Annotated in this window: 26 protein-coding genes; 9 read left to right on the top strand and 17 right to left on the bottom strand. The window is 53.4% G+C overall.

Going from position 1 to position 20129, the window contains the following annotated elements; translation table 11 throughout:
- Positions 1-10: 10 nt before the first annotated feature.
- Positions 11-346: an ATP-dependent Clp protease adapter ClpS gene (clpS, locus tag QQL62_RS10960; protein WP_284378983.1), complete on the bottom strand. Its 336-nt coding sequence runs from the start codon at positions 344-346 to the stop codon at positions 11-13.
- Positions 347-664: 318 nt separating this feature from the next.
- Between clpS and QQL62_RS10955 the strand changes: the two genes are divergently transcribed.
- Positions 665-2110, top strand: coding sequence for a D-alanyl-D-alanine carboxypeptidase (locus QQL62_RS10955; protein WP_284378980.1), 1446 nt, complete (start codon positions 665-667; stop codon positions 2108-2110).
- 3 nt (positions 2111-2113) lie between these two features.
- On the opposite strand, the gene QQL62_RS10950 is transcribed toward QQL62_RS10955, so the two are convergent.
- The gene (locus QQL62_RS10950; RefSeq protein ID WP_284378978.1) at positions 2114-2908 is read right to left on the bottom strand and encodes a division plane positioning ATPase MipZ; all 795 of its coding nucleotides are present in this window, start codon (positions 2906-2908) and stop codon (positions 2114-2116) included.
- 404 nt (positions 2909-3312) lie between these two features.
- Here QQL62_RS10950 and QQL62_RS10945 point away from each other — a divergent pair, with 404 nt between their 5' ends.
- Positions 3313-4314, top strand: coding sequence for a tetratricopeptide repeat protein (locus QQL62_RS10945; protein WP_284378976.1), 1002 nt, complete (start codon positions 3313-3315; stop codon positions 4312-4314).
- A gap of 72 nt (positions 4315-4386) precedes the next feature.
- Here the strand turns inward: QQL62_RS10945 and rpmE are convergent, their stop codons facing one another.
- The 10 genes from rpmE to ffh all read right to left on the bottom strand — a co-directional run bounded on the left by rpmE (position 4387) and on the right by ffh (position 11092).
- On the bottom strand, positions 4387-4608 hold the full coding sequence (rpmE, locus tag QQL62_RS10940; protein WP_284378974.1) for a 50S ribosomal protein L31: 222 nt from the start codon (positions 4606-4608) through the stop codon (positions 4387-4389).
- Between the two features lie 11 nt (positions 4609-4619).
- Positions 4620-4991: a 50S ribosomal protein L19 gene (rplS, locus tag QQL62_RS10935; RefSeq protein WP_284378971.1), complete on the bottom strand. Its 372-nt coding sequence runs from the start codon at positions 4989-4991 to the stop codon at positions 4620-4622.
- A gap of 357 nt (positions 4992-5348) precedes the next feature.
- A complete protein-coding gene (trmD, locus tag QQL62_RS10930; RefSeq protein WP_284378969.1) occupies positions 5349-6155 on the bottom strand; it encodes a tRNA (guanosine(37)-N1)-methyltransferase TrmD in 807 nt (268 codons plus the stop codon).
- A gap of 32 nt (positions 6156-6187) precedes the next feature.
- A complete protein-coding gene (locus QQL62_RS10925; RefSeq protein WP_284378967.1) occupies positions 6188-7015 on the bottom strand; it encodes a hypothetical protein in 828 nt (275 codons plus the stop codon).
- Between the two features lie 8 nt (positions 7016-7023).
- Entirely contained in the window at positions 7024-7572 is a 549-nt protein-coding gene (rimM, locus tag QQL62_RS10920) for a ribosome maturation factor RimM (protein ID WP_284378965.1), read from the bottom strand.
- Between the two features lie 93 nt (positions 7573-7665).
- Complete coding sequence (bluB, locus tag QQL62_RS10915) at positions 7666-8307, bottom strand: 5,6-dimethylbenzimidazole synthase (protein ID WP_284378963.1); 642 nt, start codon at positions 8305-8307, stop codon at positions 7666-7668.
- A 13-nt stretch (positions 8308-8320) separates the two neighbouring features.
- Positions 8321-8707: a 30S ribosomal protein S16 gene (rpsP, locus tag QQL62_RS10910; protein ID WP_284378959.1), complete on the bottom strand. Its 387-nt coding sequence runs from the start codon at positions 8705-8707 to the stop codon at positions 8321-8323.
- A 40-nt stretch (positions 8708-8747) separates the two neighbouring features.
- Positions 8748-9044 (bottom strand): chorismate mutase, encoded by a 297-nt coding sequence (locus QQL62_RS10905; RefSeq protein WP_284378954.1) that lies wholly within the window; start codon positions 9042-9044, stop codon positions 8748-8750.
- A complete protein-coding gene (locus QQL62_RS10900) occupies positions 9041-9565 on the bottom strand; it encodes a GNAT family N-acetyltransferase (RefSeq protein WP_284378952.1) in 525 nt (174 codons plus the stop codon). Before QQL62_RS10900 ends, QQL62_RS10905 begins: the two co-directional genes overlap by 4 nt.
- Positions 9566-11092 (bottom strand): signal recognition particle protein, encoded by a 1527-nt coding sequence (gene ffh / locus QQL62_RS10895; protein WP_284378950.1) that lies wholly within the window; start codon positions 11090-11092, stop codon positions 9566-9568.
- Positions 11093-11357: 265 nt separating this feature from the next.
- On the opposite strand from ffh, the gene QQL62_RS10890 reads away from it, so the two are divergent.
- Complete coding sequence (locus QQL62_RS10890; protein WP_284378948.1) at positions 11358-11522, top strand: hypothetical protein; 165 nt, start codon at positions 11358-11360, stop codon at positions 11520-11522.
- Between the two features lie 37 nt (positions 11523-11559).
- Here QQL62_RS10890 and yghU read toward each other — a convergent pair whose 3' ends face one another.
- Positions 11560-12411, bottom strand: coding sequence for a glutathione-dependent disulfide-bond oxidoreductase (yghU, locus tag QQL62_RS10885; RefSeq protein ID WP_284378946.1), 852 nt, complete (start codon positions 12409-12411; stop codon positions 11560-11562).
- 222 nt (positions 12412-12633) lie between these two features.
- On the opposite strand from yghU, the gene mscL reads away from it, so the two are divergent.
- Positions 12634-13044, top strand: a complete 411-nt coding sequence (gene mscL / locus QQL62_RS10880; protein WP_284378944.1) for a large conductance mechanosensitive channel protein MscL — start codon at positions 12634-12636, stop codon at positions 13042-13044.
- A 70-nt stretch (positions 13045-13114) separates the two neighbouring features.
- Here mscL and ald read toward each other — a convergent pair whose 3' ends face one another.
- Positions 13115-14233, bottom strand: coding sequence for an alanine dehydrogenase (gene ald / locus QQL62_RS10875; RefSeq protein WP_284378941.1), 1119 nt, complete (start codon positions 14231-14233; stop codon positions 13115-13117).
- A 138-nt stretch (positions 14234-14371) separates the two neighbouring features.
- Between ald and QQL62_RS10870 the strand changes: the two genes are divergently transcribed.
- Positions 14372-14833 (top strand): Lrp/AsnC family transcriptional regulator, encoded by a 462-nt coding sequence (locus QQL62_RS10870; protein WP_284378939.1) that lies wholly within the window; start codon positions 14372-14374, stop codon positions 14831-14833.
- On the opposite strand, the gene QQL62_RS10865 is transcribed toward QQL62_RS10870, so the two are convergent.
- Both QQL62_RS10865 and QQL62_RS10860 read right to left on the bottom strand, forming a co-directional pair.
- A complete protein-coding gene (locus tag QQL62_RS10865) occupies positions 14826-15152 on the bottom strand; it encodes an AzlD domain-containing protein (protein ID WP_284378937.1) in 327 nt (108 codons plus the stop codon). The genes QQL62_RS10870 and QQL62_RS10865 overlap by 8 nt on opposite strands.
- On the bottom strand, positions 15149-15871 hold the full coding sequence (locus QQL62_RS10860; protein WP_284378935.1) for an AzlC family ABC transporter permease: 723 nt from the start codon (positions 15869-15871) through the stop codon (positions 15149-15151). Before QQL62_RS10860 ends, QQL62_RS10865 begins: the two co-directional genes overlap by 4 nt.
- 78 nt (positions 15872-15949) lie before the next feature.
- On the opposite strand from QQL62_RS10860, the gene fdhD reads away from it, so the two are divergent.
- The 4 genes from fdhD to QQL62_RS10840 are packed head-to-tail and all read left to right on the top strand — an operon-like array spanning position 15950 to position 19128.
- Entirely contained in the window at positions 15950-16768 is an 819-nt protein-coding gene (fdhD, locus tag QQL62_RS10855) for a formate dehydrogenase accessory sulfurtransferase FdhD (protein WP_284378933.1), read from the top strand.
- Positions 16761-17372: a molybdenum cofactor guanylyltransferase gene (gene mobA / locus QQL62_RS10850; RefSeq protein ID WP_284378931.1), complete on the top strand. Its 612-nt coding sequence runs from the start codon at positions 16761-16763 to the stop codon at positions 17370-17372. Before fdhD ends, mobA begins: the two co-directional genes overlap by 8 nt.
- Positions 17369-17872 (top strand): molybdopterin-guanine dinucleotide biosynthesis protein B, encoded by a 504-nt coding sequence (gene mobB, locus QQL62_RS10845; protein ID WP_284378929.1) that lies wholly within the window; start codon positions 17369-17371, stop codon positions 17870-17872. The genes mobA and mobB overlap by 4 nt, the downstream gene beginning before the upstream one ends.
- Positions 17869-19128 carry a molybdopterin-binding protein gene (locus QQL62_RS10840; RefSeq protein WP_284378927.1) on the top strand — a complete coding sequence of 420 codons (1260 nt, stop codon included), beginning with the start codon at positions 17869-17871 and terminating at the stop codon, positions 19126-19128. The genes mobB and QQL62_RS10840 overlap by 4 nt, the downstream gene beginning before the upstream one ends.
- On the opposite strand, the gene QQL62_RS10835 is transcribed toward QQL62_RS10840, so the two are convergent.
- Entirely contained in the window at positions 19125-20126 is a 1002-nt protein-coding gene (locus QQL62_RS10835) for a hypothetical protein (RefSeq protein ID WP_284378923.1), read from the bottom strand. The two genes, QQL62_RS10840 and QQL62_RS10835, sit on opposite strands and share 4 nt — an antisense overlap.
- Between the last annotated feature and the right edge of the window lie 3 nt (positions 20127-20129).

Genomic DNA, 20129 nt, shown 5'->3' with positions numbered 1-20129 from the left:
GGGCTGGGCCCTATTCCTTTTCCATGGTGCATTGCAGGGGGTGCTGTTGCTGGCGGGCCAGTTCCATTACCTGCATGACTTTGGTTTCTGCCACATCGTGGGAAAACACCCCCACCACGGCCATGCCTTTTTTGTGCACGGCCATCATCAACTCGTGGGCCTGTGTGCTGTTGATGCTGAAGAACCGCTCTAGCACATGGATCACAAATTCCATTGGGGTGTAGTCATCGTTTAACAGGATCACCTTATACATCTTAGGTTTTTCTGTCTTGGGGCGGGTTTTGGTCGCCAATCCCAAATCGTCGTCTGGGTCTTGGGCCATTATGATCTTTGCAAGGTCTGACATGTTGAGGAATCACCGGTCATTCAAATTAAGCGTAACTATATATCGCCCAGAGGGTATTGATAAAGAGACAAGATGCCCAACATCAATCCCATAACTTGTGCCGTAGCTCCCTATCAGCACCCTATATCGTGGTGTGGCCTTGTTACGCCAGTGCTAATGGATTGAAAAATATTCTGTTTTCGCAAATCGAGTTGCGTGCTACAGATTATTCTATAACAGAGTCGCGGTAAAAATTGCGACCACAGGCAGTAGACAAGATATCGGGGTTAACCGATGCAAATTCAGGCATTTCGCGGGGCAGTTCTCGCAACAATTCTCATGTTTTTTTCCGGCATTTCGCTGGCCGCACCCTATGCGGCATTGGTGATGGATGCGCGCACTGGCGAGGTTTTGCATTCGCGCAATGCTGATACACGGCTGCACCCAGCATCTCTGACCAAAATGATGACGCTGTATATGACCTTTAAGGCCGTAGAGAGCGGGCAATTGCATCTGGATCAAAAGATCAAGGTCACAAAACATGCGGCATCAGAGCCGCCATCGCGCTTGGGTTTGAAGGCGGGAATGAAAATATCTGTGCGCCATCTGATCCGCGCGGCGGCTGTGAAATCCGCCAACGATGCCGCCACGCTGTTGGGCGAGGCGATCGCAGGGTCTGAGGCGAATTTCGCCAAGCGCATGACCGCACAGGCCAAGGCGCTGGGCATGAGCAAGACCAGCTTTAAGAACGCCCATGGGTTGACCTCTTCTGGGCATATGTCCACGGCGCGTGATATGGCGTTGTTGGGGCGGCGAATTATGTATGATTTCCCTGATTACTATAATCTATTCTCACGGCGCAATGCCGATGCGGGTCTGCGGGTTGTACCCAATACCAATCGTAAACTGTTGGCCAATTATCGCGGGGCGGATGGTATCAAGACCGGCTATACCAATGCGGCTGGATTTAATTTGGTGGCCTCGGCGCAGCGCGGCAACAAGCGTGTGATCGTGGCGATGTTTGGTGGGCGGTCATCTGCCACACGCAATGCGCGGGTGGCAGAATTACTGGATATGGGATTTAACCGTGTGCCTAATCGCTATGCGTCTAATGCTATGCCTGCGACCCCTACGCGGGGTGCGCGATTGGCAGCGGCGGCACCTGTTCCAGATAGTCTCACGTTGAAAGCGCCGCGCGCGCCCAGCTTTGCCTCGCGCCCTAAATCGCGTCCAGCCTTTGATGATGGGCCGCTATTGGTTGCAAGCGCATCGCAAGACGATCTAGAAGCGCAAATTCTAGCAGCGGCACAAGCGCAGGCAAACTCGGCGGCGAAACTGGCTGCCAAGGCCGAGCAAGAGGTTGCTGTTGCCCCTGCAAAGCGGCCCGAATTACACGCCAACAACAGCGCACAGGCCGCATTGGATACCGAAACAGCTATCGTAAATTCCGTAGCATTGGTTAGCGCAACCGCTGGGTATATAGAGCCAGAACCAGAAGTGCGCCGCATTGTAACACGTCAAACCGGTGCGCAGGGCGGCGGATGGTCGGTGCAGTTGGGCGCATATGGATCACGCTACAAGGCGGAGAAGATTTTGCTGCGTACGGCATTGGCTGATCTACAGGCTCTGTCTGGGGCTTTGCGTAAAATTTCCCCTGCACAGATCGATGGACGCACAATGTATCGTGCGCGTTTTGTGGGGATCAGCAGCGGCAGTGCGCAGCGCGCCTGTGCACGCCTGAATGCGCGTAATCAGCCCTGTACGGCGATTGGCCCGGGGGCCTAGGGGCTAGAACCCTAGGCTAAAATCCGCAAGGTTAAGTTCGGTCATCAGATCGCGCAGCTCTTGGCGGGCGGCCACGTTCGAGAGACTAGAGGCCAGTTTGGTGGCGGATTGCGGATCAGCCACTGTTAGGCCTCTGGGGAATAATTCCTTAAATACCACACGGTCGCTAAGGCCTGGACACAGGCGAAACCCAATCCGCTTGGATAGATTATCCAAGGCTTCTGCGACTTTGCGTTTATTGTGCATGTTTTGGGATGCCAAACGGTTACGCGCCACCACCCAATCTATGGGCTTTCCACGGGCCAAACTGCGCGCCTTGCGGGCATCCCAGACCATTTCGGAATAGATCGAAGGGCCTTTGACCTGATTGGTTTCGCCATCAAGGCGGGCCAACAGATCAAAATCGATAAAGCTATCGTTCATCGGCGTCACCAATGTATCCGATGCCGCGTGGGCCAGTTCGCTGAATCGCGTCAGGGCGCCCGGGCAATCGATCAACACAAAATCATTTTGCTCTTTGAGCGCGGCAATGCGGGTTGCAAACTCGTCGGCCTCCCAGTTCTCGCCAGTTTTGGTTAGGTCAAGTTCCCCGATCTGGGCCATAGGAAGAGCAAGGTTCTGGGCCGCACTATGGGCTGCGCGATTTTCGAAGAATCGCTGTAGAGACAGCTGACGCAGATCCAAATCCAGCACGCCAACCCGTTTGCCACTTTGTAATAGGGCACAGGCCACATGCATGGACAGCGTGGACTTACCCGCGCCACCCTTCTCATTTCCAAATACGATTAAATGGGACATTGTACCTGCCTTTTTTGGGGTGTTTTGTCTTATGTTTTGACTGAATTCAATATGATAATCTACACCATAAGAACCCTCATTGGTCATTTTTCGTGACGGCAATGCCCTATTTTTCTGTATCATGTTCGGTGACTATAATTGGTGGGAAATTTAACCAGATCGTTGAATCCCTTGGCGGTAAAACACTGAGGCCCATCACTCTTGTTATAACACCGTAGCGGATGTCCGGGTGGTGAAGAACCAGCTGGTTTTCAACCACCGCGAAGCCAGCGGCGCTCAACGATACCCCAAGCACATGATCTCTGACATTTATCAGTAATGCCCAGAAAGCAGTGGTGTGTGATCAAGTGCCTTCTGTGAATAAGGTAGTTGTGTTATAGTATTTATAAATAAATGGGGTTCAAATGCGATACTTTGTAATAATTTTCGCGCTGTTTTCCGGCGCCCAATCTGCGTTATGCGATACAGAGCGTGGGATCCAGCTGTACAATAATTCGAAATATGCCGAGGCTGAACAACAGTTTCTGGGCCCAGTGGCGGCAGGGGATCCGGTGGCAATTCGATATTACGCGAATATGCTGTACACTGGGCGGGGCGTGGCCATCGATCGATTTAGGGCCAAGCAGTTGTTACGTGATGCCTATGCGCAAGGGGATCGGGCCTCAGGGGTATATCTGGCGGGGTTGTTGACAGAATTTATGTTACATTTTGGCAGAGATGAGCAACCCGCCGATGAGATAGCTCGCCTGAAAGAGGCCACAGCTCTTTATGAGGAAACCTATACCGGCCCCAACGGGCAAAAACCGGCCACAAAAATTGTGAACAATGCCTCCTCTACCAAGGGCGTAGTACAGCCCAAAGAGAGCATCCTAATTTGGTTCGAACGGGCAGTCCAAGAGGGGCACGGCGATTCAGCTTGGTTTTTGGCACAGGCGCATGGCAACGGGAATGGCGTGCCGAGGGATATGGGAAATTCGTTTTATTGGGCCGAATTCGCGGCATTTTTGGGACACGCAGAGGCACAAGCCGTGGTGGGGCAGGCCTATATTGAGGGACGCTTCGATGCGCCCAACCCCGCCTTTGGTATGGGGTTGATCATGCAATCTGCCAAAGAGCGCCACAACCCGGCGATGCTGATGGTGGCCGAGTATTATGCCAGTGTAGAGCAGAATTTCGGAATGGCATGGCGGGTTCTGCATCTGGCCTATGATCGTGGTATGGAAAAGAGCGAACGATCAAAACGCCTAGAAGATTACTTGCGCGGCGAATATGGCAACAGCCACGCTGAGTCTATCGACGATTATGCATATAGTGGATATTTCGAGACGCTGATTCAAAAGACCGAGCCCGATTACATTGCCGCAAGAGATTTGTTTAGCGCACGCATCAGGCCATTCACAAAATAGCGCCGCGTGATGGTGTAATAAAAAACGCCGCTGATTTCAACGGCGTTTTGAAATTTTTCACTGTGGTTTGGATTAAAATCCAAGACCAGCGTATTTGTTTTTGAATTTTGAAACACGTCCGCCAGCATCCATCAGTTTTTGGTTGCCGCCAGTCCAAGCTGGGTGCGCAGAGGGGTCAATTTCCAGCGCCAATACGTCGCCTTCTTTGCCGTATGTTGAACGCGTTTCGTATGTTGTACCGTCTGTCAACTTAACAGTGATCATGTGGTAATCAGGGTGCAAATCTTTTTTCATTGCTCTGTTCCTTATTTCTTAGGACGGTAGTTTGTCTTCTCGGCGATACGAGCAGACTTACCACGACGCTCACGCAAGTAGTACAATTTCGCGCGACGCACACGGCCACGACGTACAACTTCGATGCTGTCGATGTTTGTGGAATACAGCGGGAACACACGTTCTACGCCTTCACCAAATGAGATTTTGCGAACAGTGAAAGATGCGGCAATAGTGTCGCCACCTTGGCGCGCAATGCAGACACCTTCGTAGTTCTGTACACGAGAGCGAGAGCCCTCGGTCACTTTGTAGCCAACACGGACAGTATCACCTGCTTTGAAATCAGGGATATCTTTGCCCAAGCTTGCAATTTGTTCAGCTTCTAGCTGTGCAATCAAGTTCATAACGTTTTCCTTTACGCGTCTTTATGACGGTTTTGATTTTTCTACCCAATTGCTCTTGGTCTTTATCCGGGTCCGCAATGCGCCCGCCAGAGATAGGATCGACGTTTCATTTTTGGGAATGTTTCCCATAAAACCAGCCGCTGAACGCGGTCTTTGCTGGATCAGGGCAAAAGAAATCCCATCACGCGGCAATCGGTTATACAACAGACAAGCCCGCCACCGGCGACTCGCATCACTGGTAACTGGGGTCGTATAGGCGTAAAATTGCTTGGGATCAAGGGGCGCTGGGTGGTTTTCGATGCGCTTCTTTTGGATATTTTAAAGATTTGGATCGGGGCCTTTACGCCTGATTTGTGGTTATGTGTCCTTGCGGGCCTGATAGGCCTTCCACATGTCTGGGCGGCGCTCTTTTGTCAGCTTCTCTGCCATGCCGCGGCGCCACTTATCCACGTTTCCGTGGTGCCCTGACAAGAGAACCTCGGGGATTTTACGCCCCTGCCATTCTGCGGGTTTGGTGTATTGAGGATGTTCCAGCAATCCGTTGGAGTGGCTTTCGTCTACGGTGCTATCGGCATTGCCCAGTACATTGGGCAGCAGGCGCACCGTGGCATCGATTACTGCTTGGGCGGCGATTTCACCGCCCGTCAACACGAAATCGCCCAGCGATACCTCTTGGACATTGTATTCCTCTAGCACACGCTCATCTACGCCTTCGAACCGACCGCAGAGAATGGTCATGCCCTGTGCTTGGGAAAATTCCTGTGCCATAGCTTGTGTCAAAGGTTTGCCGCGCGGGGACATATAGACCACGGGCCATGCCTTGGGGTCGACAGGCGTTGCGCGGCGTGCATCAGCCAAGGCGGCGCCGACCACGTCAGGTTTCAGCACCATGCCAGCGCCACCACCGGCAGGGGGATGATCCACATCCTTGTGTTTTCCAATGCCATATCCGCGCAACTGGATTGTTTCCAATTGCCACAGCCCATCTTGTAGCGCCTTACCCGTGAGAGAACGATCCAGAACTCCGGGGAAGGATTCAGGAAACAGGGTGATGACCTTGGCTTTCCACACACCGACGATATCGGGTGTATTGGTCATTAACTCGCGGGCGCGCAGTGTCGGGCGGATAGCCAAACGGCCATGGGATTTGTTTGTCTTGCTCATGGGCGGTGTTTAACCAAAAGAGAGGGGGCTGTCTAATGCCTTGGGGTGGGGGATTTTAGGATGCGCTCCTTGCGCCGCTTTAGTTCGGCCTTGTCTTTGATCTGGCGGTTCAGTTGTAGGAACTGTTGCTGTAGATCGGCGGATTGGCCTGTATTGGCGGGGCGGTGGATGGGCTGTAGGGTTTCACGGATATCATCGGGCAGAGAGATCAATTGCAGAAGTGCCTCGGCGGGGCCGAACCTGTGGGTGCCATAATCTTCTAGTGCTACGCTGATCAATTCTACGGGTGCGATTTTTCGGGCCAACACTTGTGCTTGCTTGGCGGGGCTTTGCAGATTTTTCAGGCTGGTGCGGAATGTATCGAAATCATCGACGAGGCGCCGAGAACGTAGCAGATGGCCGTACACCGATTTAATCCACGGCTCTTTATCCCGGGTTGTCATCAGATAGGTGATGCGCGTTTCGGGGCCAAAGCGGCGGAGTAGCTCTTGGATTATCACCCGTGCCAAGGCTGCGCTGGGTGGGCCGTAGGATTTCACCAATCCGCCATGCCACTTACGATGGCCGGGCATATTGCCAGCGAAGGTTTCGCGCGACAGCACAATCACTGGGTCTGGATCGATCTGAGCAAGAAAGCGGCGAAACGAGCGGCGAAATCGGTACAGCCGCCAAGGAAAGGGGCGTTGCGCATAAATGCGGGCATTGGCTCCGGCGGATAGGAAATCTGCCTTGCCATAGTAGCTGCAATAGGGTCGCAGGGTCTCTTTGTTGCGGTTCATAAAATTTTGCAGGCTGGTGGTGCCGGTTTTATGATAGCCCGCATGTACGATGACCAATGGGCCTGTGGGGCGACTGGGCATCTGGTGCACTAATCTAGGTCGACATAGGATGTGGCCTGTGGCTCTTGGGCCGATACCTCGTTGGGCATATCAACAATTACCTTACCCGCAGCCAAATCCACCGTGGGGACCGCCACCTTGGTAAAGGGGATCAGCACAGGGTTTTTCTGGCCCTTGGCCTGAATTTCTAGGAAATCCCCTGCGCCGTGATCGTGCACGGCCAAGACATGACCCAGACTAACCCCCCCTGTGTCCAGCACCGATAAACCGATCAGGTCAGAGTGGTAAAATTCATCATCTGGCAGGCTGGGCAATACATCGCGTGGGGCAAAGAGGGATATCCCCTTTAGGTCTTCGGCCTGATCGCGGTAGCGAATGCCCTCGATGCGTACTGCGAACCCGCCCTTGATTGGGCCGATGAATTTTAGCTCGAATTGTTGGGTTCCGTCCTCGGTGCTTAGGGGGCCATAATCGGCGATGGCGGCAGGGTCTGCACAGAATGATTTCACCCGCAGCTCTCCTTTGATACCAAAGGCGCCAATAATTGCGCCTACACAAATGCGGTCTTGGTTGCTCATCGTGAATTGCCTCTGAAAATCTGCACGGTTGCCTTCCTTTTTCGAACAATTCGCGCAAAAATACCAGAGCCAATAGCGCCCTTGATTGTGGGACTAGCGCTTGATCAAGGTGCTGGGCTGTTGGGCGCGCTGTTCCCAGCCTGCGGTTTCTAATTCTGGTGTTTCGGTATCCTGTGCAGCGATGCCAAGGCATAGATAGCCAACCAAGGCCCAATCCGCGGGCAGGTCTAGGTCACGGCGCAATTGATCAGGATCTAGAATGGATACCCAGCCAAGCCCCAACCCATGGGCGCGAGCCAGCATCCAAAAGCTCATGATCGCGCAGACGACGGAATACCGGCGCATTTCGGGCATGGTATTGGCCCCTAGGCCAGCGCCCTTGGGGGTGGTCTCGTCACAAAAAACCGCCAGTTGAATTGGTGCATCCTGCATGCCGGTCAATTTTAGTGATGCATAAAGTTCTGCGCGCGATCCGTCATAGCCTGATAGGGCGGTTTGATTGCAAGCTTTGAAGTTTTCCAATGCTTTGGCGCGGGCATCTGGACTGCGTAGGTCAACAATACGCCAAGGCTGTGATAACCCCACCGAAGGGGCGGTATCAAATGCGGCCAAACAGGTGGCCAATATGTCTTCGTCCACGGGATCTGTGGTGAAATGGCGCACATCGCGGCGCCATTCCAGTAGCTGTCTCAGCTCTGCTTGGAAATCCGCCCCGAAATCTGGGGCGGTATCCATGCGGGACTGTGATTTACTCTTCTGCAGGAGCTTCAGCGGCCGCTTTGGCTGCTTCTTCTGCTTCGGCTTTAGCCGCTGCTTTTTCTTCCACGCGTTCCTGAGCTTTCTTGCCCAATTTCGCTTTGTTTGGGTTGTTGCGCTCGGTCTTTGGCAATGTGCCATCGGCCTCTAGGAAGCGAGCAACGCGGTCTGTTGGCTGTGCGCCTTCGTTCAACCAGTACTGAACGCGTTCCATGTTTAGCTGTACGCGGTCTTCGCTGTCTTTTGCCAACAATGGGTTGTATGTGCCCAATTTTTCAACATAGCGGCCATCGCGTGGCATGCGGCTGTCTGCGGCAACTACGCGGTAGAATGGACGTTTTTTTGAACCGCCTCGGGCGAGTCTGATTTTCATAGCCATGATATTTCTCCTAAAAAGCTAAATGTGGGGAATTCCCCAGTTATTTCTGTTGTTTCTTGTGGTGTTGGATAACTTCGCTGATGATAAAGTTTAGAAACTTTGTCGCGAATTTCGGGTCGAGATCGGCGCGTTTTGCCAGATCTTCGAGACGATCGATTTGTTGCGCTTCGCGCTTGGGGTCGGATGCGGGTAGGTCGTAGGTGGCCTTTAACTTGCCGACGGATTGCGTGTGTTTGAAACGTTCGCCCAATGTATAGATCAAAATGGCGTCGAGACGGTCAATGCTCTCGCGGTGCTCTTTTAGGATCAATGCGGCTTTCTCGGAATAATCGGTCATGGTGCCTCCGGTTTTGGGTGTCTGTAGATCCAGCATGTTTCACCCTTGTAGGGCTGGGGGGCTGTTTCATCGCGCTGGGCCCCTAGTTTTTCCGCAAGAGCAGCAGAGCGCAGATTGCCAGCGCCAACATAGCTGACAATTGTATCCCAACCTAAAACGCCGTAAGCATGATCAATGGCGGCACGGGCCGCCTCGGTGGCGATGCCTGTACCCTCTAGAGCAGGGTCAAAGACCATCCAGCCGATCTCTTTTTCGGGCCAGTCTGCGGGGGTCCAAGGGCCGATCATGGCCAGCGCGGTATCATCACCCTTGCGGGTGACAATCCACATCCCATAGCCAAAGATCGCCCAGTGTCCCATTTCGGTGGCGAATGTGCGCCATGCTTTGCCCAGATCAAATGGGCCACCAATACCCTTCGCGCGTTCAGACAGGGCAAAGGGGCGAAAGGCCTCCCAGTCCTGTGGTACTGGCGCGCGCAGGATCAATCGATCCGTGCTGATATCTGGTGTGGGGGTGATCATCTATTTCTTCTTCCCGAAACCAGATAGGCCGGGGGGCAATTGCAATCCGCCACCGCCAAGACCCGGAAGGCCGCCCGGAACAGCACCTGGGGTTTGGCCCAATTGCTTCGCGGCTGCTTCCATTTGCTTGGGGTCAATGTTGCCCATATCGGGCATGCCGCCTGCTGGCATGCCGCCACCCTTGCCGAACATCGCGCCCATGGCCTGTTTCAGCATGCCGCCTTTGCCCATCTTTTTCATCATGTCCGCCATCTGACGGTGCATTTTCAACAGCTGGTTCAGCTCTGATACCTCTAGGCCCGCACCGCGTGCCACGCGTTTTTTACGGCTGGCTTGCATCAGTTTTGGATTGGCGCGTTCTTTTTTAGTCATTGAATTGATTAATGCGATTTGGCGGGCGAAAACCTTTTCGTCGATACCACCGGCATCATCGATTTGTTTTTGCATTTTCTTCATGCCGGGCATCATGCCCATGATGCCTTCCATGCCGCCCATTTTGGACATTTGTTCCAGTTGCGCTTTCAGGTCGTTCATATTGAACATACCTTTTTTCATGCGCTTCATCATCTTTTCGGCCTGTTCGACCTCGATAGATTCTTGGGCCTTTTCCACCAAAGAAACGATATCGCCCATGCCCAAAATACGGCCCGCGACACGCTCTGGGTGGAATTCCTCTAGGGCGTCCATCTTCTCGCCAAGGCCCACGTATTTGATCGGGCGACCGGTAACCGCGCGCATGGACAATGCCGCCCCGCCGCGGCCATCACCATCCATACGGGTTAGGACGACGCCTGAAATACCGATGCGGGCATCAAAATTTTCGGCGGTATGTACGGCGTCTTGGCCTGTTAGGCCGTCGACCACCAATAATGTCTCGCGGGGGCTGGCGACATCGCGTACCGCCTCGACCTCGGCCATTAGTTCATCATCAATAGACAGGCGCCCAGCCGTATCCAACATGAATACATCATAGCCACCCAATAGGGCCTGTTGTTTGGCGCGCTTTGCGATTTTTACAGCATTCTCGCCTTTGACGATTGGCAAAGTGTCCACGCCGATTTGGGTGCCTAGAACCGCCAACTGTTCCATGGCCGCGGGGCGTTGGGTATCCAGAGAGGCCATCAAGACCTTCTTGCCGTTTTTCTCGGTCAGTCGTTTGGCCAGCTTTGCGGTGGTGGTGGTTTTACCTGAACCTTGCAAACCAACCATCAAGATCGGAGCAGGCGGGTTATCGACCTTTAGTTCACCCGCATTGGCATTGTCGCCCGCCAAAAAATGCACCATTTCGTCGTGGACGATTTTCACTACCTGCTGGCCGGGAGTTACGGATTTGGTTACCGCTTGGCCCGTTGCCTTGGCCTGAATTGCCTTTACAAAATCACGTGCGATTGGCAAGGAAACATCGGCCTCTAGCAGGGCAACACGCACCTCGCGCAGGGCAAGGGAGACATCCTCTTCGGATAGGGCACCCTGTTTGGTAAGTTTGTCAAAAACGCCGGACAGGCGATCGGATAGATTCTCGAACATATGTCTGGCTCCTTTAGCCGATAGTGTTAGCCAAACCACAAGCGCACCAGTGGGCGAAACTCGCTGACTGGTGTCGATCCTAGGACCGGAAGTTTGGCACTTCCAATGATTAGATGTGCATGTACGCGGCGAAGACCCGAGAGTCAAGACATCCGAGATGTGGAGTGTGTTTGGGATTAAGGGCTGTGAAAGTGGCCATGGCAGTGTATACGCCAGCAGAGTTCAACGGGGTATTCATCCCGCAATGATAATAGGATGTGTGAAAATGGCCGATAAATCAGAAGACAAGCCTGTGAAGAAAACCATGAAGCAGATGTTAGAGGAAAAGGCTAAGCATCAGCCGCATTACCAAACGTTGAAAAATACGGTAAAAGGGCGCAAGGGTATCCATAACAAAAAGAACCCATGGGACGATCATAACAAAGCATAAAAATAAATTGGTGCGTGTCGCCACGCACCAATCGAGACTATTCTGCGATCTTGTCTTGGGTTTTCAATTCAAAATCACTGGCATCGTGGCGCTCGTGCAATTGCTCGTGAGGTTCACCCCACGCACGGTTCACCATTTTTCCGCGCAAATACGCAGGGCGGTTCATTACCGTATCGGCCCAGCGGTTTACGTTTTTGTAGCTGGCGGTATCTAGGAATTCAGCGGCCTCATAGGTTAGGCCCTTGACCACCGATCCATACCAAGGCGCTGTTGCGATATCCGCGATGGAATAGTCATCGCCGGCCAAAAACTCGCGCTCTGCCAAATTGCGATCCAGAACATCCAGTTGGCGTTTGGCCTCCATGGCGAAACGGTTAATCGGGTATTCGAATTTTTCGGGGGCATAGGCGTAGAAATGACCAAAACCACCGCCCAAATAGGGGGCAGATCCCTGTAGCCAAAACAACCAGTTCAGCGTTTCGGTACGGCCTGCAGGGTCAACGGGCAAAAATGCCCCAAACTTTTCCGCAAGGTACAAGAGAATTGCGCCGCTTTCGAATACGCGTGTGCCTGTGGTGGTATCCATCAAGGCAGGGATTTTCGAATTTGGGTTCACATCTACGAACCCGCTACCGAATTGATCACCTTCTTGGATGTTGATCAACCATGCGTCATATTCCGCATCGGTATGACCCGCGGCCAATAGCTCCTCTAGCATTACGGTTACCTTCACGCCATTTGGCGTGGCCAGAGAATACAGTTGTAGAGGGTGTTTGCCGATCTGAAGCTCTTTGTCGTGGGTAGCGCCAGCGATTGGGCGATTGATACTGGCAAATTTCCCGCCGCATTCGGCATCCCATTTCCAAACCTTGGGGGGGGTGTATGACATAACATTCTCCTGTAAATTTAGACACATTGGTACCTATACCTGTGGGAATGGCAATGGGGGCGGGGGCTGATGTTGTCAATTTTCCGCGATGTGGCATGGCGATGCGCTGGGTTTGGGGGCGGAAAATGGGACATGGAAAAATAATGCAAAGCTTGAAATACTCGCAGAAACCCCAATATTAACCCTCAGCGCCATGAGCGCAGGAAAAAAAGGGGATAAACTATGATCAAAGAATTCAAGGATTTCATCGCCAAGGGCAATGTTATGGACATGGCGGTTGGTATTATTATTGGTGCTGCCTTTACGGCGATTGTTGGATCGCTGGTTGCTGACCTAATTAACCCGATTATCAGCCTATTCACGGGTGGGGTTGATTTCAGCGCCCTATATGCCGTTTTAGGCGAGGGTGACTATGCATCACTAGCCGCCGCAGAAGAGGCAGGAGCCGCGGTATTTGCCTATGGTCGCTTCATCATGGCCGTTATCAATTTCTTGGTCATCGCCTTTGTGGTCTTTATGCTGGTAAAGGCCGTGAATAAAACCAAGAAAAAAGAAGAGCCAAAGCCAGAGGCCCCAAAGGGCCCAACCGACAGCGAGCTGTTGGCCGATATTTTGAAGGCTTTGCAAAAATAAACCAAATGCCCATCGGGCAGTTGGCTGTGATTGGGCGCTCCTTTTGGGGCGCCCTTTTGTTTGGCAGGCGCTATATTTTTAGCGCAAGGTTTGGCGCGATTGTATCAATACCCAACGCTTTGCCCACCGCAAAATAGGTCAGCTTTCCTTGGTGGGTATTCAGGCCGTTCAACAGATGGGGGTCGTCTTCGCAGGCCTGTTTCCAGCCTTTGTCAGCCAGCGCTAAAACAAAAGGCATGGTGGCATTGCCCAACGCAATGGTAGAAGTCCGCGCCACTGCGCCAGGCATATTGGCAACACAGTAATGAACCACCCCATCCACCTCGTAGATCGGATCATCATGTGTGGTGGCGTGGGATGTTTCAAAACAGCCGCCCTGATCGATGGCCACGTCCACCAGCACGGCCCCTTGTTTCATGGTGGAAAGTTGTTCGCGGGTGATCAGTTGTGGGGCCGCCGCACCGGGCACCAGCACCGCCCCCACAACCATATCCGCCGTTTTAATCAGGTTTGCCGTGTTTTCGCGGCTGGCATAGCGGGTCTTGAATTTATCACCAAATACATCGTCTAGATAGCGCATGCGCGGCATTGACATATCAAGTACCGTAACATCGGCCCCCATACCCGCCGCAACGCGCGCCGCATGAGTGCCCACAACACCACCACCGATAACCACTACCTCGGCAGGGCCAACACCTGGAACACCGCCCATTAATGTACCGCGCCCGCCATTGGCCCGTTGCAGGGCCCAGCTGCCCACTTGGGGGGCTAATTTCCCCGCAACCTCTGACATGGGGGCCAAGAGGGGTAGGCCGCCGCTGGCATCTGTTACGGTTTCGTAGGCTATGGCGGTAACGCCCGCATCCAGTAAATCCAACGTTTGTTGTGGATCTGGTGCCAGATGCAGATAGGTGAACAGTAGCTGATTTTTGCGCAACATCTTGCGCTCTTCGGCTTGCGGTTCTTTGACCTTTACGATCATCTCGGCCTGTTCAAATAGCGCGGGTGCATCGACAATCAGTTCCGCGCCAGCGGCAAGGTATTCATCATCAGGGAAGCCTGCGCCCGCACCTGCACCAGCCTGAATTAGCACGCGATGACCTCGTGACACTGCTTCGGATACGGCGCTGGGAGTTAGGCCTACGCGATACTCTTGGTTTTTGATTTCTTTGGGGCATCCAATAATCATCACTTGCTCCTACTGTTGTGATTTTCAACATCATGGCAGGGAACCGGCAGTAGTGGATTGCAAAAATTTGTGCTAAATGTAAAAATCTTCGGAACTATACCGCTAATTAGTACCTTTATTAGAAGGAAATTCAATATTATGGAATTGGACGCTACGGATCATCGGATTCTACGGGATTTGCAGACCTCTGGGCGCTTGTCGAATGCTGATCTGGCCGAACGGATAAATTTGTCGGCCTCGGCCTGTCATCGTAGGGTGCAACGCCTGGAAGCAGAAAAGGTGATCAAAGGATATGTGGCGCTGTTAGATCCGCGCAAGGTGGATCGTAAAACCACCGTTTTTGTCGAGATCACATTGTCTGGTCAGGCAGACAGCATTTTGGATGCATTTGAAAAATCTGTGGCGCGTATTCCAGATGTGCTGGAATGCCACTTGATGGCGGGTACGGCGGATTACCTGTTAAAGGTGGTGGCCTCGGATACCGAAGATTTTGCGCGTATTCACCGCCAGCATCTGTCGCGTCTGCCGCATGTTAGCCAAATGCAGAGCAGTTTTGCCTTGCGCACGGTGTTTAAAACCACCGCTCTGCCGCTTAGCTGACGACAAACAGCATAAAATACAGAACGCCAAACCCGATGCTGACAGACCAAAGTGCCGAACGAAGGGCCAACCCAGCCGCGAGAGCGGCAAGTGCGGCCAACAGGCGCGGCGCATCCAGCGCGCCGCCCGTTGCCTCGGGCCAGACAACCAATGGTGCAACCAGTGCGGGCATAACAGCCACGGCTACATAATTCAGGTGCAGAGTGATCCAGCGGGGCAGTTTGCGATCGCCGATCAACCCCAAGAAGGAAAACCGGATCAAAAAAGTGCCAAGACCCAATAGGATGATAACGATCCAAATCGTACTGGTTTCGATCATGATTTTCCCCCGCGGCGCTTTAGAAACATCTCTGTTTGCACCCCTGCGATCATCGCAATGACCGAGGCAAGCAATAGTCCACTGCTGTAGGGCATATTCACAAACATCAGCGCACCGATCACAGAAACAACCGCCGCAACAAAATGCGGCAGGCTACGCATCAGCGGTGCAGATAGAGCGATGAAGCAGATCGGTATTGCAAAATCCAAGGCAAAGTAATCTGGGATAGTGGCACCAAAAACCGCACCACAGACCGATGCGATGACCCAGCCGATTACCAGCAATGTGGCGGAACCCAAATAGTATTGTGCCTTTTCCGCCCCCTTCATTTCTGGGGCATCTTCGAACTTTTTAATCGACAACGCAAAATTCTGATCAACCATGAAATAAGAGGTTAACAGGCGCATGCCCAGACGTTGGCCGCCCAAATGGGGGGCCAATGCGGCCGAATACATAACCATGCGCAGATTAACCGCCAGTGCTGCCAGTACCGTAATGAATAGGGGGGACTGTTCCACCATTAAAGAGGTGGCCGTGAACTGGGCCGCGCCAGCAACCACAATCAGCGACATGGCGATAACCGCCGTCAGATCAAAGCCTGCCTCGGATCCAACGACCCCCCACAACAATCCAAAGGGGATGATGATCAACAGAAACGGCACTGTGTCACGCAAGCCAATCCAATAGTAGGAATGCACCGATTGTGTCGGTTTGTTCATTTCAAGGTTCCAAATTTTCAGGTATATAGAGCGGCAACGCTAGGCCAATACTGGCAATGCGACAATGGAATTTTTGTAATGGTACAATACATACTTCAGCCCGACCCCACCGCCGCCGGCCTGACCCGCCGCCTGTCTGGCGTCGACCAAAATGGGGATACTCAACAGGTTAATGTGGTCGAAGAGCGGCCCCTGACCATTTTCCTAAATGGGCAAGAGATCGTTACCGCCATGACCATCGGGGATTATCCTGAATATCTGGCGATTGGCTTCTTGAAAAACCAGGGCATGTTGGCGGCGAAGGAGACGGTGCATGCGGTGGATTACGACCAAGAGCTGGAAACCGTGGTGGTACGCACCGATGGCACTACAAAATATGAAGAAAAGCTGCGCAAAAAGACCAGAACCTCTGGCTGTGCGGTGGGTACTGTTTTCGGGGATATGATGGAAGGGCTAGAGGGATTGCGCCTGCCCACCACGCCGTTGCGCGTCAGCTGGCTATATGCGCTGTCAAAAACCATCAATACCACCGACAGCCTGTATTTAAATGCGGGGGCAATTCACGGGACCGTTCTGTGCCAAGAGGACAGCCCGTTGGTCTATATGGAGGATGTGGGCCGGCACAATGCGGTGGATAAAATTGCAGGTTGGATGCATCAAACACAGGCAAATTCAGCGGACAAAATCCTGTATACAACGGGGCGATTAACATCCGAGATGGTGATTAAATGCGCGCTGATGGGGATACCCGTTTTGGCGTCGCGTTCTGGGTTTACTGCATGGGGGGTTGAGATTGCCAATCAAGTGGGCCTGACGTTGATCGGGCGGTTTCGCGGCCAGCGGTTTATGTGCCTGTCTGGCCAAGAGCGATTGATTTGGGATGGGGCGCATGACTGATCCGTTGGGGGTAGTACTGGCGGGGGGGCAATCGCGGCGCATGGGCGATGCGGATAAGGCTCAGATGCGCTATCCTTGGGGCGCGCGATTGGTGGATCATGCGGCGGATCGATTGGCAAGACAAATACCGTGTGTCGCCGTAAACAGCACGATTGATTACACTACGGGCCATGCGTGGATTCGCGACAGTATCGCGGATTTTGCAGGGCCCCTGGCCGGGGTGTTGGCGGGGTTAGATCATGCCGCCGCCAAGGGCTTCTCGCGGATTGTGACTGTATCTGTGGATGCGCCGTTTTATCCAACAGACTTGGCGGCATCCCTGTGCGCAGAGGCTGGGCCTATTGTCTTGGCCAAATCCAGCACTGGCGAAAAGGGGCGTAATCTGCAACCTACCTTTGGGGCTTGGGATGTGGATCTGCGCCATGATCTACGCCGCGCTCTAAATGGCACAACGCGCAAGGTTTTGGCATTTGTCACCCAGTATGAATGGCAAACGGTTGAATGGGATACCGAGGATTTAGATGTGTTTTTCAATGCAAACCGCCCTGAGGATCTGCTAGAGGTGCATCGCTTGGCCTCGCTTTATTCAGGTGAATGGGAATGAAACAGAAAATCTTTGGCATCACCGGCTGGAAAAATTCCGGCAAGACAGGACTGATGGAACGTTTGGTCGCGCATATAACTGGGCTGGGGTATACGGTGTCTACGATCAAACATGCCCATCATTCATTTGATGTGGATCACCCAGGGCGCGACAGCTATCGTCACCGCGCCGCCGGTGCATCCGAGGTGATGCTGGCTTCTAAGAACCGCTGGGCATTGATGCAGGAATTGCGTGGCGCACCTGAGCCGAGCTTTGATATGCTCTTGGCGCAGATGGCGCCGGTGGATTTGATTTTGGTCGAAGGGTACAAACGCGAGAGCCATGCGAAGCTGGAATGCTATCGGGGAGTGGTCACGGATGCCTTGCGCGCAGGCGATGATCCCACGATTTGCGCTGTGGCCAGCGATGTGGCGCTAGATATCGACATTACACAGTTTGATCTGGATAACACCGCACAGATTGCCGCGTTTATCCTAGACCACCAAGGGCTATCAAAATGAAACCACCCCCATTGCGCGATGATTGTTTTGCCATGCCACGCGGCGTTGATTGGACACCTGTGGATCAGGCCTTGGCGCAGTTGCGCGCAGTGTTGCGGCCGGTAGTGGCGCAACATGATGTACCGCTACACGGGGCGGTTGGTGATGTTCTGGCGGCGGATGTGATCGCGCCTGCGGATCATCCCCCCTTTATGAATGCGGCGGTTGATGGTTACGGGTTTAATCACGCCAACCTCCCTACAGGGGAAGAAATTGCGTTGCCGCTGGTGGCGGGGCGCTCGGCCGCGGGGCAGGTGTATAGCGGCACAGTGCCTATGGGTCACGGGGTTCGTATTCTTACGGGGGGGGCGATTCCGCAGGGGGTTGATACTGTGATTTTACAGGAAGATGTGAACCTTGACGGGGATCACATCTATTTTCGCGCGGGCCTAAAGAGGGGGGCGAATACTCGCCCCAAGGGCGAAGATATCACCAAGGGCGCGGTTGTTCTGCCCAAAGGTCGTAAGCTGTCGGCAGTTGATATTGGGGTTTTGTCGAGTGTGGGCGTGGCCAGGGTGCGTGTTTTTCAACGCCTACGTGTTGGGGTGCTGAGCACGGGGGACGAGCTGGTGGACAGCGCGACACCGAAGCAAAAGGGCCAGATTTTTGATGCCAATCGTCCGATGTTGCTAGGTGCTCTGCGCCAGTGGGGCTACGACGCCGTTGATCTGGGTATCCAAGCGGATGATAGGGGCGTTATTCGCCAAGCATTGAATCATGCCGCGCAACAGGTGGACGTGATCCTAACCTCTGGCGGGGCCTCTGCGGGCGACGAGGATCACATATCAAAATTATTGGGTGATGAGGGTAATCTGCAAAATTGGCGTATTGCGATCAAGCCTGGACGTCCGCTGGCGCTAGCGCTGTGGCGGGGTGTTCCTGTGTTTGGCCTGCCGGGGAATCCGGTTGCGGCGATGGTCTGTGCGGCGCTGTTTGCTTGGCCTGCGTTTTGTGCCCTATCAGGGCAGGGCTGGCGTCAGCCGCAATCTTATTTCGCGCCGGCGGCATTTAGTAAAAACAAAAAAGATGGGCGGCGAGAATACCTGCGCGCGCGGCTGAATGATGCAGGTGATGTCGAGGTTTTTGCATCCGAAGGCTCTGGGCGGATTTCAGGGCTAAGCTGGGCTGATGGGCTGATAGAGCTGGGGCATGGGGCAGAGAATATTCAGCGGGGCGATCTGGTAAAATTCATCCCCTTTGGCAGTCTGTCCACCTAGTCGAAGGCGCCACCAATACGGGCCAAGATCATAAACACCCGCGCCGAACGTGTATCGGCAAGGTCGGTGATCTCGTGATTTTTCAGCTGTGGTTCATAATCAAACAACATGCGATCAAACATCTGTAGAAAATAATGCGCATGTTCACGGAAATCTGGATCGGTTTTCATTCTGGCTCGGGTAATGGCCAAAACGGCCTTGTCACGGGCCCCGCCAACGGTCGTTACGGATTTGCCCCGCGCGCCTTTTGCAAAATCGCGCCATGCAGATGCGACGGGGCGATCGGGTGACAGATCATCCATAAATATCCCATCAGAGGTCAGCATCGACATCACGCGCTGGGCATGATCCAGCATTTCGCGCAATTTGCGATCCTCCATTGCGCGGCGCAGGGCACGAAACCCATCCTTGTCTGCAGAGCCATTTGGAAAATTAATTGCCTTGATCAAATCGGCCACCGGCATGGGGGGGAGCTCTTTTTGGGCGGCGGTTGCGCTAAAAGGTAGGGCGATCTGCACCTCGTCTTCGCTGGTTTGAAAATCGCCAAAGACCGTTTGGGTTAGATCAAGTACCTCTGGGGGGGCGGTATTCCCCTTGGCCAGCGCCTGAAGGCGCTTGTCATTTTGCACGGTCATTTCAGCGATCAGTTTTAGCTGAGACATGATCTGCGCTGTTTCAACCGTTGGTTCTGGTGTGTGCGACTGTTGGGGAATATTGCGCAGATTTTGTGAAATTTGACCTAGTTCGCGGCGCAAAATTTTGGCCTCGGATTTTAGTTTCTGTGCCGTACCAGCGGTGACAGCCACTGTCCAAATCAAAACCAGTGGCAGGATAATGGTTAACAGCGTCAATAACCCCACCAGCGGGGTGTTAAACGCATCTGCGATGGCTTGGCCGCTGATCAAGAAAAACAACACCACCAATACAGCCCAAATCATGCTGACAACGACACCGATAGTGATGGCGGCTGGAATGACTATGGGCTGTTTTTCGGACATGCG

Origin of the sequence: Amylibacter marinus (assembly GCF_030160015.1) — a bacterium.
GTDB classification, from domain to species: Bacteria; Pseudomonadota; Alphaproteobacteria; order Rhodobacterales; family Rhodobacteraceae; genus Amylibacter; species Amylibacter marinus.
The sequence above is the reverse complement of the archived record's forward strand: the minus strand, read 5'-3'. Positions and strand labels throughout refer to the sequence as shown.

What these genes read in the sequence shown, in the direction of transcription:
- fdhD (WP_284378933.1), top strand. Translation starts at nt 15,950, where the DNA reads ATGGTACAATACATACTTCAGCCCGACCCCACCGCCGCCGGCCTGACC.
- QQL62_RS10945 (WP_284378976.1), top strand. Translation starts at nt 3,313, where the DNA reads ATGCGATACTTTGTAATAATTTTCGCGCTGTTTTCCGGCGCCCAATCT.
- bluB (WP_284378963.1), bottom strand. Translation starts at nt 8,307, where the DNA reads ATGGATACCGCCCCAGATTTCGGGGCGGATTTCCAAGCAGAGCTGAGA.
- QQL62_RS10865 (WP_284378937.1), bottom strand. Translation starts at nt 15,152, where the DNA reads ATGATCGAAACCAGTACGATTTGGATCGTTATCATCCTATTGGGTCTT.
- rpsP (WP_284378959.1), bottom strand. Translation starts at nt 8,707, where the DNA reads ATGGCTATGAAAATCAGACTCGCCCGAGGCGGTTCAAAAAAACGTCCA.
- ald (WP_284378941.1), bottom strand. Translation starts at nt 14,233, where the DNA reads ATGATTATTGGATGCCCCAAAGAAATCAAAAACCAAGAGTATCGCGTA.
- QQL62_RS10890 (WP_284378948.1), top strand. Translation starts at nt 11,358, where the DNA reads ATGGCCGATAAATCAGAAGACAAGCCTGTGAAGAAAACCATGAAGCAG.
- QQL62_RS10870 (WP_284378939.1), top strand. Translation starts at nt 14,372, where the DNA reads ATGGAATTGGACGCTACGGATCATCGGATTCTACGGGATTTGCAGACC.
- QQL62_RS10835 (WP_284378923.1), bottom strand. Translation starts at nt 20,126, where the DNA reads ATGTCCGAAAAACAGCCCATAGTCATTCCAGCCGCCATCACTATCGGT.
- mobB (WP_284378929.1), top strand. Translation starts at nt 17,369, where the DNA reads ATGAAACAGAAAATCTTTGGCATCACCGGCTGGAAAAATTCCGGCAAG.
- rpmE (WP_284378974.1), bottom strand. Translation starts at nt 4,608, where the DNA reads ATGAAAAAAGATTTGCACCCTGATTACCACATGATCACTGTTAAGTTG.
- QQL62_RS10925 (WP_284378967.1), bottom strand. Translation starts at nt 7,015, where the DNA reads ATGCCCAGTCGCCCCACAGGCCCATTGGTCATCGTACATGCGGGCTAT.
- trmD (WP_284378969.1), bottom strand. Translation starts at nt 6,155, where the DNA reads ATGAGCAAGACAAACAAATCCCATGGCCGTTTGGCTATCCGCCCGACA.
- rimM (WP_284378965.1), bottom strand. Translation starts at nt 7,572, where the DNA reads ATGAGCAACCAAGACCGCATTTGTGTAGGCGCAATTATTGGCGCCTTT.
- QQL62_RS10955 (WP_284378980.1), top strand. Translation starts at nt 665, where the DNA reads ATGTTTTTTTCCGGCATTTCGCTGGCCGCACCCTATGCGGCATTGGTG.
- clpS (WP_284378983.1), bottom strand. Translation starts at nt 346, where the DNA reads ATGTCAGACCTTGCAAAGATCATAATGGCCCAAGACCCAGACGACGAT.
- yghU (WP_284378946.1), bottom strand. Translation starts at nt 12,411, where the DNA reads ATGTCATACACCCCCCCCAAGGTTTGGAAATGGGATGCCGAATGCGGC.
- QQL62_RS10860 (WP_284378935.1), bottom strand. Translation starts at nt 15,871, where the DNA reads ATGAACAAACCGACACAATCGGTGCATTCCTACTATTGGATTGGCTTG.
- QQL62_RS10900 (WP_284378952.1), bottom strand. Translation starts at nt 9,565, where the DNA reads ATGATCACCCCCACACCAGATATCAGCACGGATCGATTGATCCTGCGC.
- rplS (WP_284378971.1), bottom strand. Translation starts at nt 4,991, where the DNA reads ATGAACTTGATTGCACAGCTAGAAGCTGAACAAATTGCAAGCTTGGGC.
- QQL62_RS10905 (WP_284378954.1), bottom strand. Translation starts at nt 9,044, where the DNA reads ATGACCGATTATTCCGAGAAAGCCGCATTGATCCTAAAAGAGCACCGC.
- ffh (WP_284378950.1), bottom strand. Translation starts at nt 11,092, where the DNA reads ATGTTCGAGAATCTATCCGATCGCCTGTCCGGCGTTTTTGACAAACTT.
- mscL (WP_284378944.1), top strand. Translation starts at nt 12,634, where the DNA reads ATGATCAAAGAATTCAAGGATTTCATCGCCAAGGGCAATGTTATGGAC.
- QQL62_RS10840 (WP_284378927.1), top strand. Translation starts at nt 17,869, where the DNA reads ATGAAACCACCCCCATTGCGCGATGATTGTTTTGCCATGCCACGCGGC.
- mobA (WP_284378931.1), top strand. Translation starts at nt 16,761, where the DNA reads ATGACTGATCCGTTGGGGGTAGTACTGGCGGGGGGGCAATCGCGGCGC.
- QQL62_RS10950 (WP_284378978.1), bottom strand. Translation starts at nt 2,908, where the DNA reads ATGTCCCATTTAATCGTATTTGGAAATGAGAAGGGTGGCGCGGGTAAG.